The 17,856-nt window shown below is 51.8% G+C and carries 14 protein-coding genes and 1 pseudogene; all 15 read right to left on the bottom strand.

Annotated features, from left to right (window positions below):
* Positions 1-178: 178 nt before the first annotated feature.
* On the bottom strand, positions 179-814 hold the full coding sequence (locus PLA01S_RS14770; RefSeq protein WP_127592866.1) for a DUF8580 domain-containing lipoprotein: 636 nt from the start codon (positions 812-814) through the stop codon (positions 179-181).
* 64 nt (positions 815-878) lie between these two features.
* A pseudogene (locus tag PLA01S_RS32540) lies at positions 879-1,573 on the bottom strand (beta-xylosidase family glycoside hydrolase).
* A gap of 153 nt (positions 1,574-1,726) precedes the next feature.
* The gene (locus PLA01S_RS32535) at positions 1,727-1,939 is read right to left on the bottom strand and encodes a family 43 glycosylhydrolase (protein WP_246059572.1); all 213 of its coding nucleotides are present in this window, start codon (positions 1,937-1,939) and stop codon (positions 1,727-1,729) included.
* A 249-nt stretch (positions 1,940-2,188) separates the two neighbouring features.
* Positions 2,189-3,925, bottom strand: coding sequence for an ABC transporter ATP-binding protein (locus PLA01S_RS14760; RefSeq protein ID WP_127592988.1), 1,737 nt, complete (start codon positions 3,923-3,925; stop codon positions 2,189-2,191).
* Positions 3,894-5,729, bottom strand: a complete 1,836-nt coding sequence (locus PLA01S_RS14755; protein WP_127592865.1) for an ABC transporter ATP-binding protein — start codon at positions 5,727-5,729, stop codon at positions 3,894-3,896. Before PLA01S_RS14755 ends, PLA01S_RS14760 begins: the two co-directional genes overlap by 32 nt.
* 25 nt (positions 5,730-5,754) lie before the next feature.
* Positions 5,755-7,245, bottom strand: a complete 1,491-nt coding sequence (locus PLA01S_RS14750; protein WP_127592864.1) for a carboxylesterase/lipase family protein — start codon at positions 7,243-7,245, stop codon at positions 5,755-5,757.
* A gap of 274 nt (positions 7,246-7,519) precedes the next feature.
* Positions 7,520-8,884, bottom strand: a complete 1,365-nt coding sequence (locus PLA01S_RS14745; RefSeq protein ID WP_164817425.1) for a sensor histidine kinase — start codon at positions 8,882-8,884, stop codon at positions 7,520-7,522.
* Positions 8,885-8,906: 22 nt separating this feature from the next.
* Positions 8,907-9,590, bottom strand: a complete 684-nt coding sequence (locus PLA01S_RS14740; RefSeq protein ID WP_127592862.1) for a response regulator transcription factor — start codon at positions 9,588-9,590, stop codon at positions 8,907-8,909.
* Between the two features lie 656 nt (positions 9,591-10,246).
* Positions 10,247-12,571: a beta-L-arabinofuranosidase domain-containing protein gene (locus PLA01S_RS14735; protein ID WP_246059527.1), complete on the bottom strand. Its 2,325-nt coding sequence runs from the start codon at positions 12,569-12,571 to the stop codon at positions 10,247-10,249.
* Positions 12,568-13,791, bottom strand: a complete 1,224-nt coding sequence (locus PLA01S_RS14730) for an NAD(P)/FAD-dependent oxidoreductase (protein ID WP_127592861.1) — start codon at positions 13,789-13,791, stop codon at positions 12,568-12,570. Before PLA01S_RS14730 ends, PLA01S_RS14735 begins: the two co-directional genes overlap by 4 nt.
* A complete protein-coding gene (locus PLA01S_RS14725) occupies positions 13,788-14,120 on the bottom strand; it encodes a (2Fe-2S)-binding protein (protein WP_127592860.1) in 333 nt (110 codons plus the stop codon). Before PLA01S_RS14725 ends, PLA01S_RS14730 begins: the two co-directional genes overlap by 4 nt.
* Positions 14,120-14,392, bottom strand: a complete 273-nt coding sequence (locus PLA01S_RS14720; RefSeq protein ID WP_127592859.1) for a (2Fe-2S)-binding protein — start codon at positions 14,390-14,392, stop codon at positions 14,120-14,122. Before PLA01S_RS14720 ends, PLA01S_RS14725 begins: the two co-directional genes overlap by 1 nt.
* A 10-nt stretch (positions 14,393-14,402) precedes the next feature.
* A complete protein-coding gene (locus PLA01S_RS14715; protein WP_127592986.1) occupies positions 14,403-15,839 on the bottom strand; it encodes an aldehyde dehydrogenase family protein in 1,437 nt (478 codons plus the stop codon).
* A 42-nt stretch (positions 15,840-15,881) separates the two neighbouring features.
* Positions 15,882-16,775 (bottom strand): dihydrodipicolinate synthase family protein, encoded by an 894-nt coding sequence (locus tag PLA01S_RS14710; RefSeq protein WP_127592858.1) that lies wholly within the window; start codon positions 16,773-16,775, stop codon positions 15,882-15,884.
* Positions 16,776-16,822: 47 nt separating this feature from the next.
* A complete protein-coding gene (locus PLA01S_RS14705; RefSeq protein ID WP_127592857.1) occupies positions 16,823-17,842 on the bottom strand; it encodes a proline racemase family protein in 1,020 nt (339 codons plus the stop codon).
* Between the last annotated feature and the right edge of the window lie 14 nt (positions 17,843-17,856).

Genomic DNA, 17,856 nt, shown 5'->3' with positions numbered 1-17,856 from the left:
GTCAGGAAGCCATGAGACTCTCTTGTCACATGCTTTCTTGGCATTTCCTCCAAGTGTACATAGATTTGACCTCTAATGATAGACCCAATTATTCTTACTAAAGATTGAATAAATTGACTGCCTCCATAAATCCTTCCGTGTTCACTAGAATTGACAGACATGGAGAAAACCTCGTTCTTTATGAATTGCTTTGAACCGTCGATAACGAAACAAGGACCGGTCCGGCAAAATCCGAAGCTTCCTCGCCTTTTGGATTGTGAAGACGGAACAGGAAAGCGTCGCCTGTTTCAGACTGCCACACGATATAATCGTTAATCCCTTCATCACTCGAGGTCTGAAGGTAGAGTTCGGCGGAACCCAGCGGATGCTCGACGAGCTCTCCACTAAAATCGGATACTTTGCCGAACTCTTCCAATTCCTTTTTTCCTGCACTTTTAAGCTGCGTTAGGTCATAATTTGCAGGCAGTGCCTCAATATCAACATAGTATTCTGGATTGCTGCTTAGAAACAGACGTCCTTTGGCAGCATCGAAAGCGAACTTTTCGAATACGTACAAGGAAAAACCTTCGTTCTGATGCAAGGTGGCTGTATGTGACTGGTTACCCTCACCAGTCATCAAATCAAAGGTTTCGTTCTGGGGACGCGTCCCTTCAGAAGCTTGCTCGTTCTCGGTTTCAGGAGCCGTGACCTCTTCATTGGCCGGTGTTGATATTTCAGGACTGGCGGGAGGCTCAGCTGCTCCTGAGCATGCCGTAAGCGATAGAACCACGGCGAAGATCGTTATTTTTAAGAATGCAAAATGCCTTGGATTCACGTCGGATCACGCCTTTCTGTATTGAGTTCATACACGCTTCATGAGTTTCATTACATGAATATGATCAATATGAGTTATTACCCAAGTAAGGGTTTCGAAACGCATAAAGTGAAAGCTTGTGTCCTGCCAGAGATAGTACGATCAACATCAGGAACCAAACGATATCTCTTTTGATCCCCCCTTTATTTAGATAGACGTGAGCACCCCATGATAAGTTACGTCTACACTCGAATAGTTTGTTAAGCTTCAGATCACTCCATCCCCCGCTTGACGAACGATCGATGACTTCATAATCAAACCAGTCAAACAGCGCAGGGGTTGTTTCGTTGTCACCGAATGCATACAAAGCCAACATTACGCCTGTAAACCCGCCGGCAATTTCCGTCGAAAGCAGATGGGTTTCGCCCGATCCCATAAAGATGACCTCCGATGATTTTTGTTCGATGGAGAATCGGAAATGCTCGGGCCTAGCTTCGATCCTTAATACGACGGGTCCCTCAGAACATTGAAGGGTTTGCTCTGTGCTAAGCGACCCCACGGTACGTCTGAATACGACGGATTTTTGACCGTTGACCAGCCTTACAGCCAGATCATAATGATTCTTTTCATTCATAAATACGGTTAATCCGCTTCTTCTCCCTCGTGTACAGGCTCATAGCCCAGGGCAGTGGATATATTGCAGGAAAAATGGCATAAACGACGTCCGACAAAAGCGGGGGAGCCTGCATCATGTAGAGAGGATGGATGGCCCCGAAGCACAAGATATCCCAGACGCTCATGCAGTGACCTGACCAGCTTTCCTGCAACGGATTGCGCAAAAAGACCCAGTCCAAACCAAGGCTGCCCTCATCGAAATCATCTCTGATTGGCTTTGCAGGCCACCGGAGTTCGGGCAGCTGCGGGGTCCATCTCCTACTCCACGCGTCCCTCGATGCCGATGCTCGGCCAACCGTCAGCCGTCCACGTGACGGGAGCCAGAAATGTCTCTCTGCCGAGATGATGACGCATAGGATAAGAAACCGGCCTGATCCCTAAGAAAACGGCCCACCAAGTGCCATCCTGGGCCTGCACCAGATCTGCGTGTCCTGTCGCGTGTATGCTGCTTCTCCGGCTTCGATGCGACAGGATGGGATTATGCGGACATGGCTCAAACGGTCCGTAAGGATGTGGGCTTCGCGCTCGGATTTTCCACTTCCCAATAGTATAGATCGCCTACAATTCCTCCCCATAACAAAAAGCCGCAATTTATGCGGCTATCAATGTCTATATGTTCTTGTCATCTGACAATTGCGAGGTCTCCTTCATTCTCCTGTACTTATCATATTTTTTATTTATTACAAAACAGGAATTTTTTAGTCGTTGCTGCCCTAGCATTCACAGAGTAATCCGCCATTCGCCTGCATCATGCTGCCGTCTCCACAGCCGGGCATACAGGCCATTAAACGAGAGCAATTCGTCATGGCAGCCTTGCTCCACGATCCGCCCATGATCCAGTACAACAATCCGGTCAGCACGCTGCACGGTCTTGAGCCGGTGAGCGACAACGATGACGGTTCGGCCTCGAACAAGCCGATCGATCGCTACTTGAATCTCCGCTTCGTTCTCAGGATCGAGAGAAGCCGTTGCTTCATCGAGTAGAATGATCGGCGCATTTTTCAGTATCGCCCTGGCGATGGAAATCCGCTGTTTTTCACCACCCGACAGTGTGCTTCCGCCTTCGCCTACCATCGTGTCGTAACCGTTTGGCAACTTCAGGATAAAATCGTGACAACAAGCAAGGCGCGCCGCTTCCTCAATTTCCTCGCGCGTTGCGTCGCTTCGTCCGAACCGGATATTGCTTTCAATCGTATCCTGAAAGAGATACACATCCTGAAACACCATAGATACTTTGCTGAGCAACGCTTCCGGGTCCATGGCACGAATATCCTCCCCTCCCATCCTCACGCTCCCCTTTTCCGGGTCGTAAAACCTGGCAATAAGCCGAAGAATGGTACTTTTGCCGCTGCCCGAAGGGCCGACCAATGCGGTGAAGGAACCTGCAGGCATGCTTACGCTCACGTCTCTCAGGACCGGTTGATCCAGATAGCCAAACGTAACCTGTTTCAATTCGACATCATGATCTGCAGGGGGCTGCCGCTCTCCTTGCATGACCGGTTCCCGCAAAAGCTGCACGACGCGTTCGCCAGCCTGCTCGAAATAGCGAAACTCCGCATAACCGGCGAGCGCTGTCGTCAGCGGATCGAAAATTCGGGTTCCGATGATCAGGAACACTACGAATGTGATAACATCCAGGCTACCGCCTATCAGCAGATGGACGCCAGCCATGACCATCAGGGTAAGACCGCCACGAACACAGGCAATCGCACTCAGCACAATCGGCCCTATCGTCCCTTCGAGACGGATGCTCTGCCGCATCAATTCCTTGAATGACTGTTCAAGCCGAACAAAACGTTCTCCGGTCAAGTTATAAGCTTTGATCACCCGGATCCCGTTCAAATATTCTTGCAGCCGGCTGGAGGCATCCATCTTGGCCCGTATATGCTCCGAGCCGAGTTTGCGCTGGATGCCCGTTGTCAAGAGCACCAGCAGGATGGCTACCGGCAGCGCCGCGAACAGGGAAAGCGCTAGACGCCAGTCTAGGAAAGACAGGCCAACCAAGGCGACAACCGGCATGACGGCAGCCCCCATCATCTGCGGAACTAAATGAGAGATGCCGTGTTCCAGCATCGCAAAATCGCCTACCATCCTATTGGCCAAATCGCCCGGATCTCGCTTGTTCAGGTACCCTAGCGACAACTTGCGCAAATGCTCGGCCAGCCGCGATCGTCCATCCGCCGCCGCGCTATATGCATCGCGGTATTGGGCACGATAGGCGGGAATTTCGCATGCGAACAAGAGAACGAGCGAAACCGCCAGAGCGCCGCACACCCACCAGAGCCGTGCCGTATCGAGCGGCATATCGGGATAAATAAACGGATTAAAGATCACTCTCGCCGCTTCCACCAACAGCGCAAAAGGGATTACGCCAGCCAGATTGGCCACGGTCGTGTAAAAAACAGGTTTGACGAGCGATCGCGGATTATCCGCCGTAATGTTGCGCAGCATGCTCATGATCATTTTCCGCCCCCCCTTTGCCCAAATGCCATTGTGTCGCATGACGATAGGAACGCCACATGCGCCCGTACAAGCCGTTAGCCGAGATGAGGGCTTCATGCCTTCCCCGCTCGACGATTCTCCCGCTTTCCATCACGAGAATTTGCTCTGCATCCCGAATGGTGGACAGGCGATGAGCGATGACGATGACCGTCTTGTTTTTCATCAATGCTTTCAACGCCAGCTGCATCTCATACTCATTCTCCGGATCGGCAAACGCCGTCGCTTCATCGAGCACGAGGATGGGAGCGTTTTTCAGTATCGCTCTGGCCACAGAGATTCGCTGCTCTTCCCCGCCGGACAAATAGACGCCTCCTTCTCCTATCAACGTGTCATACCCAAACGGAAGGGTCTCGTCGATGAACGCATGACACTGCGCTGCCTTCGCCGCGGCGTACACTTCTTCCGGCGACGCATCCGGCCGTCCGACCACAATATTGTTGTACACGGTATCGTAAAACAAAAACGATTCCTGAAACACGAATGCGACGGTATTCATAAGGTCAGGGGTCGCGATTTCGCGGATATCCACATCGCCGATGCGGATCGCTCCCGTGTTCACGTTCCAGAAACGAGGCACCAGATTGGCAATGGTCGATTTGCCCGCTCCCGACGGACCGACGAACGCCGTCACTTCCCCTTGGCGGGCGGTAAAGGAAATGTCCGTAAGCGCATCGCGATCTGAAGGATCCGTTCCATACGAAAAATAGACATGATCGAATGAAATATCGTATGAAGACGGGCGCCTCGGACGCTCAGGCTCCCGCACTTGCCCTTCCGCCAATATGCGGTCGACGCGCTGAACGCCTTCGTTAATATCCCTGAGCGTTTCGGCGAGGAACATGATTTTGAACATCGGGGCAGATATACCCGGAGCCATGACTAGGAAAAACAGCAGAACGGAGGCGAAGGCAACGCTCCCCGGATCACGGCTCAACAATAACACGCCGACAGGCAGAACAAATGCGGCAAGCGAGCCGAGAATCACCTTAAAAATCAAAGATCCGTGTTGAAACTGATCCGTTAATTTCACACCATAGTCTCGGTAGTTAATCATGTCCTGATAAAACTGGCGAAATGAATGCACGGTTTGCCCGAACACCTTGACGGCCGGCATCCCCTGCACATACTGGACGGCGGAAGCATTCATCTGTTCCAGCGAATCATGGCAAAGCTTGAGGTTTTCTTTCGTCTTCGGTCCGCTGATCAGCGCGATCTGAACCGCAAAAGCGAGGACAATCGGCACGAAGCACGCAAGCGCCAACCAAACATTCAACGTAAACATCACAGCGATCATCAGGACCGTGGTCACAGTAACATGAACGAGATCGGGTAAATGATGAGCAATGAACATTTCCACTTTCTCCACGTTTTGTTCCAGCGTTTTCTTGACGGCTCCCGTCGACTTATCGTTCAGCCAGCCAAGAGGAAGCTTGCCGATATGGCCGGAAAGCTTGACCCTGAGACCGTAAAGAATACGAAAAGCGGCGATATGAGAAACCATTCCTCCCGCATACATCGTGACCAAGCCGACCGCCAGGCCGATTAATGCGATAACGCCCAAGCGCATCATTTTCGCTCCGTCTACCAAATCCGGCGACGCTGCATGTTCCAACAACTCTTTCAAAATGAAATAGACAGAAGCGTAAGGCACCAGCATGCAAACGGCGCTAAGCGAAGATAACAGCCCGGAGACAATCATCAGTCCGCGCTTCTCTCCAGCGATTTCCAGTAATCTGGTAATTCCTGTTTTATTTTTCATACTCTCCCCCATGACTGACACCTCTCTAATGTATAAGGAAGCGATTTATTTCAGCTAAGTCACCTACAGCACCGATAACAGAAGCATATCGCATGGTTTGTCTTTGATTCGGCTCATAGGGTGGCCATGGGATGGGAAAGCCGGGATTGCCAGTTCGAATAAATTCAATCCAAGCGCCGCGAATAGCAGTTGATAAATCAACAGCAACCTTTGGTTCAGTCCCCTGCAATGCCGGTATATTGCTGCATGCTTCGAGATTTCCGAATACAAAAGGCAATTCTAAACCATGGCAGGCTTTAAAAGGAGATTCAGGCGGCGACCAATCGAACTGATAGACCCAAGTATGGGAGCCAGCTAGATCCGCTGCTTCCGCTAACCTTAGAGCGGGGAACCGAAATGTATAGTCAGTTATCAGATCGGATAACAGATTGATATTCGTGCTGCCAGGTCGCCGCCAGCGGTATTTCTCGATTGTTTCTGCTTTCCCGGTCAAAGTAAGAAAGCGCTCGTTTACCATAGTTGGATCAGCGGGTTTTACGTTCGCTAAAAGAACATTTGCTTCCTCTCGATTGGTACCAATAATGAGATCAATGCCGGCTTCACCAGCACCTTTTGCAGCTTCCTCAATAAAACGATCCGTCGTAGAAAGTGATTCGAAAACCGGCATAAAAGGCAGAATAATCTGTGCAAAACGCGCAGTTTCCTGAGCCAATTTTTCGGTTGCTTGGTTGATTTGGTCAGGTGAAATTGCCTTTAATTGTGTGATTATTTCATGTGAATCCCTCTGATCAACATTCAAGATTTCCAGCAACCGGTTTCCGTTTTCATATGCTTTTGCTTCTGATAAAGGCGCGAGACTTGCGGGAACACTCTGCAGTATAGCTCTGTGGAATAGACCATGAGCGTTTGGCATGGCCAATAGGCACATAATGGCATGTGCTCCTGCGGATTGCCCCATGACCGTGACCTGATCAGGATCACCACCAAAACTCTCAATATGTTCTTGAACCCATTTTAATGCCGTGAGAATATCCGTAATTCCCATATTTCCATCGCTAACCCCCGGATAACGCAAAAATCCCAAAACACCCAGCCGGTAATTGACTCCAACGGTAACGATGTTTCCATCCTTCGAAAGTTTTGCTCCATCATACCAGTCTAGCGACCCAGCGCCGGTCAAATAATGTCCACCATGCAACCAAACGACAACAGGCCGTCTTTCCTTATCAATGGCAGGCGTTGAAATCGTGAGCGATAAACAATCTTCTCCCTGCGGCGGTTCAGATAGATTTCCGATGGCATGACGTAATGGAGAAGGAGGTTGTGGTGCAATATTGCCATGAATGCTTGCATCTCGAATTCCTGTCCAAGCAGAAACAGGGTGTGCTGGGGAAAAACGAAGCTCCCCCACTGGTGCCTCGGCATAAGGAACACCACGAAACTGAATGACGCCATTTCTTCGAATGCCTTGAAGTGAGCCGAGCGAAGTTTCTGCAATCCAAGATTCGTTTCTCATCGAAGGTTACTCCTTTACTTTACCTAGTGAGCAAGGGCAGAGCTTAATGATTTCACCAGGTAACTAGGTATTTGAAAATATTAAATCTAGATTCCAAAATCATTTTAGACTTCTTGTAGTCTGCTCCCCCCTTTTATATGTATCATTACTCTCCCTCCCCATATCAAATGATGGCTCCTGGTTCAGGATTGTTATCGAAACCGATATTACGCATCCAATATGAACGAAACATGAACAATAAGGGAATAAATGTAAAAAAGAGTGAACATATCGTTCACCCTTTTCGCTCGCTTTGTTTTTCAATTGCTTTCACTAGTTGCACAGCTGGCAAAAAGATGGTCACTGCCGTTCCTTTTCCCAAGGTGCTGTCTACTTCGACCGAGCCGCCGTGCAATTGAACAACGCGCTTAACGATCGCGAGTCCAAGTCCGCTTCCCCCCGCTTCGCGGTTGTGCGATTTATCTGCCATAAAAAAGCGTTCGAAGATACGTTTGCGGTCTTCTTCGGCAATCCCGATTCCCGAATCCCGAATGACGATCCGTACTACGCCATCTGCGGACCGAAGCTCGATTGAGATGTCTCCTCCCTCCGGCGTGAATTTGATGCTGTTGCTGAAAATGTTTAACCATACTTGGCTCAACAGGTCTTCGTCTGCATGAATTTCTGTATTTGGAAGCTTGAGGTGAATGTTTAACCGTTTGGCAGCCCATTGCGGCTCTGCTCCTACGACAATACTGCGCAGCTGCCTGTCAAGCCTAATGATCGACGGATGGAAGGGATGATGGTTCGAATCCACCGTGGCCAGTCGGAGCATGTTCTCGCTGAGACGGGACAGCCGCATGCTTTCCTGCCTGATTATGTTCAGACAGCGCAGTTGCTCGGCTTCATCGAGATCGCCCTTTTGCAAAATGGAGATAAAACCCGATATGGAGGCCAACGGTGTTTGAATTTCATGGGATACGTTGGACACGAACTCCTGACGCATTCTTTCGACCTGACTAATTTCGTGAGCCATTTGCTGAAAATGGTCCGACAAAACGCCCAATTCATCACTGCTCTTCGTCCGAAGATCGATGTTATAGTCTCCTCCGGCAATCTTTTTGGTTGCGGTCGTTAATGCTTTTAATGGCTTCACCACAACGCTTGTCAAGAGGATGAACTTGAAGTTGCCGATCACGAGCGCAATCAAAATCAAGGTGCCCATCATCATGCAAATTTGAATTATATTCGAGCTTTCCGGATGGATGACAAGTGCCCACTGCCCTTCCGCTGTTTGTATAGGGAATCCCATGTGCAGGCTCGTCGGTGTGGGCAGGAAGGATGTACGCTTCACAACTTCGGTACCTTCCTGAACTCGGCGTATATCCTCATCCGTAAGGTTTGACTTGTTTGTTTGACCATAAGCGTAGAGCAAACCGTTCCGATCGTATATCGTTAGGGATACCTTCTGCTTTTCGGATAACTGTTTCAGATAGAGGCTGCGTTCGGCTGGCGTCTGTCGTGACAAAACGTCTGCAATCAACGAGCTTCGCATCGCATATTCGTTTTGGATGGACTTCGTGAGTTGGTCTTTAAACAATAAAACGGTTATCGGAATGGAGCTTCCGAGGCCAACCGCAATTGCACCAAGAAAGATCAATAAAATTTTTATATTTAAGCTCTTAATCATTGTTTTCCGTCTCCAGTCTGTATCCGAGACCGCGAACCGTTACAATTTGAAAATGTTTGGTGTAGGCGGCGAAACGCTCACGAAGCCGCTTAATATGTACATCGACCGTCCGCTCGTCCCCATCGTGGTCGAATCCCCATACCGCTTCAATTAATTGTTCCCGCATAAAGATTTGGCCGGGATAGCTTGCAAGCTGATATAACAGCTCGAATTCCTTGAGCGGCAAATGCCAATTCACTTTGCCGTCAGAAACGGTTCCCCGAAGCCGATCCAGCTTGAAGCCGCCCAATTTAACCATCTTATCGGCCGCAATCCGGTAACGGCGCAGCACCGCTTTCATTCGGACCACCAGTTCCTGTGGATCAAATGGCTTGACCAGGTAATCATCGGCGCCTAAGCCAAAGCCCTTCACCTTCTGACTCGTCTCGTGCTTGGCCGTAATCATGATGATCGGCAGTTCGGGGTTCAAAAGCCGTAGCTCGCGGCACAAGTCCCACCCATCCATGACAGGCATCATGATATCCAGCACAACCAAGTCCGCAGGCGAACTCTCCATTTCAGCAAGCGCTTCTTTACCGTTGATCGCTCCTCGGACACGATATCCTTCGTGGCCCAAAATAATTGATATCATTTCCATCATATGCGCATCATCTTCTACAATGAGAACACTAGTCATACACTATTCCTCCTTACGAATCCAGCCCAATTATAGCGTTACCCCGGGAATGCCATCGGACCGAGGATAACGGCAACAAATTTGCCTCCGGGCTTAAGAATTTGGGAGACTTCTTTGAAATGCGATGCGGTTGTTCGCACACATTCTAACGGGGTACAAGCAAAGACTGCGCCAAATTTTCCCACAGTACATTTTGCTTATCCGATTTACCCGCGTCCCTATCCAATATGTGGATGCCCCGCTCCGTCCAGTTCATACAATTCCTCACTCAAACAAATATAGGGAAAATATAACATGGATTGTAATGAGGATAAACAAACCTGCTAATTTATATTTCTTTGAACAACATACCTAAGATCATATTTTTATGCTATCATCCTGCCCTTAAGCATAAAGAAGGCGCCGCTTAATTTCCACGGCGCCTCATGGTGAATTTATTAGGATCTAACTCGTTATGCTAAAAGGCCCCCATAGCCAAACACTTTTTTTCAAAGTGTACAGTCTATGGGGACCAGCCCGTTAGCTTAATGAAATAAAGTGAAATATAGTTTTTTCAACAAAAACTGAACAACCTTAGACCGGTTGATACCGAGCTAAGGCTGCTTTTTAAGGTTGTTACTTGACAGGGGTAAGTTCAACTTGGTGACTATTTGCAGCTAAACCCGATCAACATAGACGTGATAGCGTTCATGATACACATGCGCAAGTGGGATGAACAATACATCATCCGCAACATAGCGGAAAGCAATCTCGTGCTGCCCTGTTTCCTTGATGAAACTTTCCTGCAACGACTCTTGTCGCAGCAGAAGACGCAGATAGTCTTTTGCTTCAGAGAGCGCAGCCAAAATGTACGGGCCATACGCCAGCGACACACGCTCTTTCCGGTCGGGCGCAGCTTCCAGACGGAGCCGGCAGTCAAAGAAGAGTTTGATCTCGTCCCCATCCTGCCAATCCCGACTTACGCAGATATACCCTTTGAAATCTGCGGCCATATCGGCCTCCTGGCCGTTGATCTCCAAACGACAGTCCGGCCCGCTCCAGTAAGGACGGCGAATCTTCAGTTCGAAAGCCCCTGTCCCTTCCATCCGCAGCGACACATTACCGGGGGTGTGAGTATCTACGTCCAGCATCAGCTTCACCTGCCGTTCCCGCCAATGGATTGTTGAAGGAACAAACAGGTTTACATACAGTGCGGATTCATCGTAAAAATAAACCGCCTCCGTATATTTCATATGATTCTCCAACCCGGTGCCGTGACAGCAAGTGTTCCCTGCTAAGTCAAAGGATTTCGCACCACCAGGCGCCAGCGGCATGAAATACGTGCTCCCTCCCGTCGGCTTATGATCGCAAGAGGCCAAAATGTGATTAAACATTGTCCGCTCGTAATAATCCATATATTCCGCATTCGGGCCATATGCAAACAATGCCTTCGTCAGTTTCAGCATGTTATAGGAGGCGCAGGTTTCCGCGGTTTTGTCACTGAGATATTCACCGATCCTGCCCGGCTGCCGGAACATTTCGCCCTCACCGGTGCCGCCGATTGAATACGTATGGGCATCCGTTACGGCCTGCCAGAAAAAGCGGGCCATATCGTAATATTCTTTCTCACCGGTGGCCTGGAATATTTTCAGCGCGCCGATGATCTGCGGAATATGCTGGTTGGCATGCAGTCCGCCGATGGCGTCAATCTCCGCACGCATCGGGACAAACAGACGGTCATTGTCGAACAGCCTTGCCGCAGCTAGATGTTCGGGTTTATGCGTAATGGTATACAGCTCAGCGAGCGATTCGTTGATGCCGCCAAATTCGCCGGCGATGTACATGCCCCACATGGTTTTCAATACACGGTTCGAAAGCCTGCTTAAGCGGCGGTACACCCAATCCCCGAGTTTATCGGCAATCACCAGCGCCGTGCTGTTTCCCAGATGGCGGTAACAGTCAAGCAGTCCGGCGAAAATTTTATGCAGAGTATAGTAAGGAGCCCATATCTCCGGATAGCGGGTAAACTGCTCCAGCAGGTCAAACTGCTCCTCAGAGTATCCGCTAAGGAAGCCGCCGTGAAAACCGGGTTGGCTTGCAAAAGCAAGCTGGCATTCCTCCAGCGAAGCGATCATATACTCTGCCTTCTGTTTAATGTCTTCATCCCCTGTAGCCGCATAGCACAATGCCAGCGCCGACAAGTAATGTCCTGTCGTATGCCCTCTCAGCAGGCAATCCGGCGAATCCCAGCCTGTCATTTCAGGGGCTCCGCGCGTATCCAGCCCGGCGGCTGCCCGGAAATTATATAGCATTTGGTCGTCATTGACCTCCTTCAAGAAAGCGAGGCTTCTGTCTTGAGCGGCTTTAAAGGCCGTTCCGGCCTTCAGAATGACTGCCTCAGCGGGAAAGCTATTCGCGGCGGGAGCGGTGTCCATTATTTCACGCTCCAGCTTGGCCGCCGTGTAGACCTCCGCGCTTACCGGAATGGCCGTGTCTTTTAGCACCCCTTGGATCATGACGGAGCCGGGCTCCTCAAAAGAGCGTTCTTCTCCTTGTTCCCAATCCACGGCATGGGAAATGACTTCCCCCTCTACCGTTTCGACCACAGCCACTGCCGGTAAATAAAATGTCCTGCCCAGCTCGGCTTTCAGTCGAATCGGATAGATCCGGGACACTTGAATTTTGTTTTTTTCCTCCAAAATGGTCACTTCATAGACTTTTTCCTTGATGCAGCCACCATACTGAAACGTAGCGTGCAGCGGGACCGTACGTTTGCCGATTCCGTATTTCGGCCGGGTCACCGAGCCGTCGTCATGGAGAAAGCGGGAATCCTCCGATATCCAAGTGATCTTCGAGCCGTATTTTCCTTTTCGGGGCAAGCGAAGATCAAATTCCACCGTTGCCAGGTTGCCCAGATACAGCGTCTCTATATCCTTCATAACAATGCGCTCATCCTCTTTAACCGTACTCATGTCACGCCCAAGGGAAAACGATTTTTTCAAATCCATGCCTCCTCTTCCCATTTCTTATATAACTGCTCTCTGGCATCTGGAATGCCTGAATGAAACTGGATCAATGCAGAGGCGCGAACCTGGCGGACATGCTCCATCGCTTCATGCAGGTATTGTTCCTGATCCTTCCCCAGCGCCCCGGCATCGCGACAAATGGTGACGGCCGCAACCCTGCCCTGGGCCATGGCCACCAGTGCGCTTTCAATCCCCGCAATATTGCCGGCGACATACAAGCCCTCTGCGGGTGTCTGCATGTTCTCGTTGTGAATCGGGATATGACCGCCCAGTTCCTTCAAATAAACAAAAGGGCAGCCGGCTACCGCAGCCAATTCCGCGAGCGGGTACAAACCGCCGGCAAGCGCCACGAAATCCACCTGCTCCTCCCGCTCGCTTCCATGAATGATTTCACCTGCTCCGGTTACATCCGCCAGCGTCACGGATTCCACATGATGTTTACCATTGATGGATATCGCGGCAGTACGCAGCTGCAAAGGAATATCCCAAATTTTCATTCCGCCCCGCGGAAAAAAGCGGGACACCGCACCAGCCATTCCCAGGCTTGCACCCAGCTTTCCTCCGATTCTCATCAGCGGAGACGGCGCCATATGAGCAAGGTTCAGCAATCGTTTCACCGCTTCTTCAGGCAGAGCGTCCTTACCGGATACAGAACTTCGTTCTGGCAGCACAATCCCCGCAATCGTTACCCCGCTGACGGACAACTCGCGGGCAATCGCCATAGCGAGTACATTCACGCCGATAATCAGCCCTCGGCGGCCCGGCTTTACATAATGTACATTGGCCATCACCTGAGCGGCCCCGATCGACATGACCCCGGGCAGCGTCCAGCCTGGGGTCGGCTGAGGAATTTCGGCGGCCCCTGTGGCAAGCAGCACCCTTGGAGCCGTGAGCGATCCGCATGTGGTGCGTACAACCCAGCGCCGGTCAGTCCGGAGCATGCCGTGAACGGAAACACCGCAGCGGATGTCCACCCCCAAAACACGGCATTTTTCTATCAGCTGTTCCGCAGCCCGCCTTCCTACCCACCAGCGGCCATTTTCCTCGTGAAATTGCCCTAGCATGCGTCCGCCCGGCTCTGGGAATTCATCCAGCACAGCTACACACAGGCCATGCTCGGCCGCCGCTGCTGCGGCGGATAATCCTGCCGGACCAGCTCCTACAATCAACAGATCGAATGACGGTGTCTTGGTCATGGCAGCTTCCTCCCCGTAATATCATTTGGAAGCTGCCGCCCTTCGCAAATAAGCATCCCCTCTTCGAGCGGGGTAAGGCAAGAGCGCACCGGCCCCCTCCCTTCCACGTTCAGCCGGCATTCCATGCAGTGGCCGATGGCGCAGTACAGCCCCCGGGCCGAGCCGGTCTCCTCGTGTCTGCGCAGCGTGCGAATGCCGGAGGCCAGCAGGGCCGCCGCGATCGGCTCGCCTTGAAGTCCGGTCAGCTTCCTCCCGTTAAACGTAAAGCTCACCGGTTTCCGCTCTTTCCTCTGCGGTCCCAAAATCGGATGAAAAGGAATCCTCTCCATTACACATCATCCTTTGCCAACTGGCCGAAGGTTACGGGCCGTACCGGCGGACGGTACGCGAGCAGCTCCGGATCCCGAGGGGAATCCGGATTCTTGGTATGAATCCAGGCTTCGAGAAGCTGTCTGCATACCCTGCCTTGACAAGCTCCCATAGCGGCCCGCGTTTTCATTTTTAACTGCCGAGGAGTGCGGCATCCTGACTCGTAGGCGGCCTCCAATTGAACAAGGGTCACTTCTTCACAGCGGCACATGATCATAGAAGAACAATTCATCGGAAGCCTCCTATCGATAAGAAATAGCGCACGTCTTAAGCTCAGTATAGAAATCCATTGCAGCCTGCCCCTGTTCGCGCGTATGGGAGCTTGACAGTTTCATGCCGCCGAACGGGGACTGATATTCGACTCCCGCCGTTTCCTGGTTAACGCGGACCATTCCCGCCCGGACCTCGTCCAGGAACCGGTGGGCATAAGATAAATTTTGTGTAAACAACGAGGCGCTCAGTCCATAAATCGATTGATTGCATAAGGCCACCGCTTCATCAAAATCGGCCGCTTCAAGCACCGCGGCGACGGGTCCGAAAATTTCCTCTTGAACCAGGGGATGCCCGGCGTTCAAGCCCCCAGCCACCAGCGGCCGGATATAGTAACCTTCCTGATCTCCGGTTACAGGGGGGCCTTGCGCCAAAATTTCCGCTTCCTCGTTGGCCAACTGCACATAAGACATCACCGTTTCATACTGGCTTGCGGACGCCACGGGACCCAGGTAAGCCTCGGAGTCAAGAGCCGGAGCAAGCTTGATTTGGGATACGGCTTCTGACAACGCCTCGATAAATGTTTCATAAATTCCAGACTCAACGATTATCCGGCTTGTTGCCGTGCATTTCTGGCCAGCCGATCGAAACGAGCCGCTGACAACGAGCGGCACCGCCGTTTCAAGATCGGCGTCGTTTAACACAATCGCGGCATTTTTACCGCCCATTTCAGTCTGGTATTTGATATTGCGTTTTGCACAGATTTGAGCGATGCTAAGCCCCGTAGATGTTGAGCCCGTGAAACTTAAGGCATCCAAAGGGATTTGCTCCAGAAGGACATTGCCGATCTGACTGCCCTTGCCGACAACCAGATTCATGACGCCTGGCGGAAGCCCCGCCTCGGCAAAAACTTCAGCGAGCCTGGTCGCGGTTAACGACGCAAGCTCCGCCGGCTTCCATATCACCGTGTTTCCGCTAATCAATGCGGGGGCTATTTTCCAGATGGGAATCGCAACCGGGAAGTTCCAGGGCGTAATAATACCCGCCACGCCGAGTGGAACCTTTCTCGTATACTGCAGCACGTTCTGCTCGCTGGAAGGGATAACCGACCCGTTTGCGCGAACACCCTCCGCTGCGTAATATCGAAGCAGATTCACTCCTCGCTTGAGTTCCCCCCGCATTTCTACAATCGGTTTTCCCATCTCCATGCTTGCAAGAAGAGCCACGTCATCTGACTTGGATTCGAGTACATCTGCCATGCGGTCCAAATGCCCGGCCCTGGCTGAGCCGCTCATACGGGACCAGGAGGCATAGGCCTCGCGCGCCGCCTGCTCGGCCTGAATAACGTGTGATGGATCCGATAAATGCAGCATTCCCACCTGCTCTTTAGTGTTGGATGGATTGATCACGGCGACCTCCCCCGCCGCAGGCTTGATCCACTCTCCGCCGATCCAATTACGGCTGTTTATCATTTCCTTCCCTCCTATTCCTGAATCCTCTAGCTTTTTGACCTAGGGCTTCATAGCCGGCTGATTCCGGTTGACGGCAAACTCATACGCTTCCTTGATCGCTGCATAATCGGCTTCAGGCAGCGGAAGGCGAGGCGGACGCGTTGGGCCTACCGGAAATCCGGCCAGCTCCATCATGTACTTGATCGATTGAACCAGCTGCGGACTGGCATCGAAGTGGAACAACGGGAGAAGATGGCGATACAGTGCGGACGCATCCTGAAGCTTGCCTTGTCTCGCCAGGTTAAACAGCTCCACGCCTTCCTTCGGCAGGGCATTCGGCACGCCGGAAATCCACCCCGAAGCTCCGAACAGCGCTCCTTCCATCGCTAAATCGTCGACGCCGATCATCACTTCCAGATCCGTATAGGCCAAAATATCGTGCACGCGGCGGATGTCCCCGGAGAATTCTTTGACGGCAACTACATGTTCGAGTTTGGATAGTCTAGAAAGCAGCCGCGGCGTCAAATCGACCTTGTAATCATGCGGATTGTTGTAAACGATAACCGGCAGCCCCACTTCATTGATCGCTTCATAATGAGCGATAACCTCAAACTCAAGCGGTTTGTAATTAATCGGAGGCAATGCCATTACGCCGGCAGCGCCCGCATCCTTGGCATGCTGTACCCATTCGACCACCTGCTTGGTGGAAGGTGCAGCAGAGCCGACCACTACCGGCACCCGGCCAGCCGCGGCTTCGATGACGGTTTCAACAACCTTGGCCCGCTCTTCCCGGGTCAAGGTTGCATATTCACCTAAAGATCCGGTCGGGATCAGACCGTGCACGCCTTGTGAGATGAGAACATCACAAAGCTCGGCCAGACGCTGGTAATCAACCTCGTAATTCGGTGTAAACGGTGTGACAAGCGCGACATAAACCCCTTCAAATGTTGCCATATCGACATTTCTCCCCTCTAATCCGTTTCGTTCCATATCCATATCTATCAGTAAAGAACAAATCCTTCTGGCAGCGGATCGGTCGGATCCAGCACGAAATTCATAAATCCCATAATATAAGCGGTTCCTGTAAGCCGGGGAATGACGGCTTTGTACCCGTGCGTTTCCGTTTCCTCTGCGATGCTTCCAACCGTTTGAGCGCCGGCCATCCCCTCGTAAATGACCAGCTGTCCCGGCTCAAGCAAGCCCTGGGAATGTAAAACCGCCATATGGGCAGCGACGCCGGCGCCTCCCGGCGACCGGTCAAGCTGAACTCCGGCAAATACAGCCGTGCTGCGATATGCGGGCCGGTTCGGGGTTCGGCCATCGCACCGTTCAACCCTTTGATAGAAAAACACGCCATGAATCCCGGAAATCCAGTCCAGTTCCGGATGTTTCACCTCGTGCTGCCGTTCGACCTCATCGCGGATCAGCCTGCCCCACTCCCGCAGCTTCTGAAGCGGGAAAGCGCCTTCGACTCCAAATGCGGTTGTGTCGACCACGGCATAAAATTCGCCGCCAAAAGCAATGTCGACCCTCGCCGCCACACCTTGAACATTCACCGTAACCTGCTTGGCATAAACGAAGCTCGGAACATTCAAAAAGGAAACGGACCGGACTTCATGCCCTACGCAGTCGGCATAAGCCGTCACCGTACCAGCAGGGCAATCGATCAGGACCCCATTGGCCGCATCCGAAGGATCCAGCTGTCCCGTCGCCGTCCATGCTGCAACCGCCGCGATGATGCCGTGACCGCTGACGGCCGCGAGACCTTCCTGATTCAGGAAGAGCAATCCGAAGCGCGCTGCTGCCGTTGACGGTGCCGTGACAATCGCTCCCGTCATCTCGCGATGCCCTCGCGGTTCGGCCAGCAGAAGCTGTCTGACGGAATCGAAATGCCGTTTGACAAATAATGACTTTGCGTGCTGCGAGGAGCCGCTTAGCTGCGGCAGGCCGCCAATGATGATCCGCAGCGGCTGGCCGCAGGAATGGGTATCCATCGCCGCATACCATTTCGTTGTTTCCATAATGCTTGCCTCCG

The sequence above is a fragment of the Paenibacillus lautus NBRC 15380 genome (genome assembly GCF_004000945.1).
In the GTDB taxonomy this organism is placed as follows: Bacteria; Bacillota; Bacilli; order Paenibacillales; family Paenibacillaceae; genus Paenibacillus_AQ; species Paenibacillus_AQ lautus.
This window is presented reverse-complemented; position numbering and strand designations above follow the sequence as displayed.

Coding starts and splice junctions, on each gene's coding strand:
- PLA01S_RS14705 (WP_127592857.1), bottom strand. CDS start 17,842: ATGGAAACAACGAAATGGTATGCGGCGATGGATACCCATTCCTGCGGC.
- PLA01S_RS14750 (WP_127592864.1), bottom strand. CDS start 7,245: ATGAGAAACGAATCTTGGATTGCAGAAACTTCGCTCGGCTCACTTCAA.
- PLA01S_RS14720 (WP_127592859.1), bottom strand. CDS start 14,392: ATGAATTGTTCTTCTATGATCATGTGCCGCTGTGAAGAAGTGACCCTT.
- PLA01S_RS14755 (WP_127592865.1), bottom strand. CDS start 5,729: ATGAAAAATAAAACAGGAATTACCAGATTACTGGAAATCGCTGGAGAG.
- PLA01S_RS14730 (WP_127592861.1), bottom strand. CDS start 13,791: ATGACCAAGACACCGTCATTCGATCTGTTGATTGTAGGAGCTGGTCCG.
- PLA01S_RS14710 (WP_127592858.1), bottom strand. CDS start 16,775: ATGGCAACATTTGAAGGGGTTTATGTCGCGCTTGTCACACCGTTTACA.
- PLA01S_RS14760 (WP_127592988.1), bottom strand. CDS start 3,925: ATGAGCATGCTGCGCAACATTACGGCGGATAATCCGCGATCGCTCGTC.
- PLA01S_RS14725 (WP_127592860.1), bottom strand. CDS start 14,120: ATGGAGAGGATTCCTTTTCATCCGATTTTGGGACCGCAGAGGAAAGAG.
- PLA01S_RS14740 (WP_127592862.1), bottom strand. CDS start 9,590: ATGACTAGTGTTCTCATTGTAGAAGATGATGCGCATATGATGGAAATG.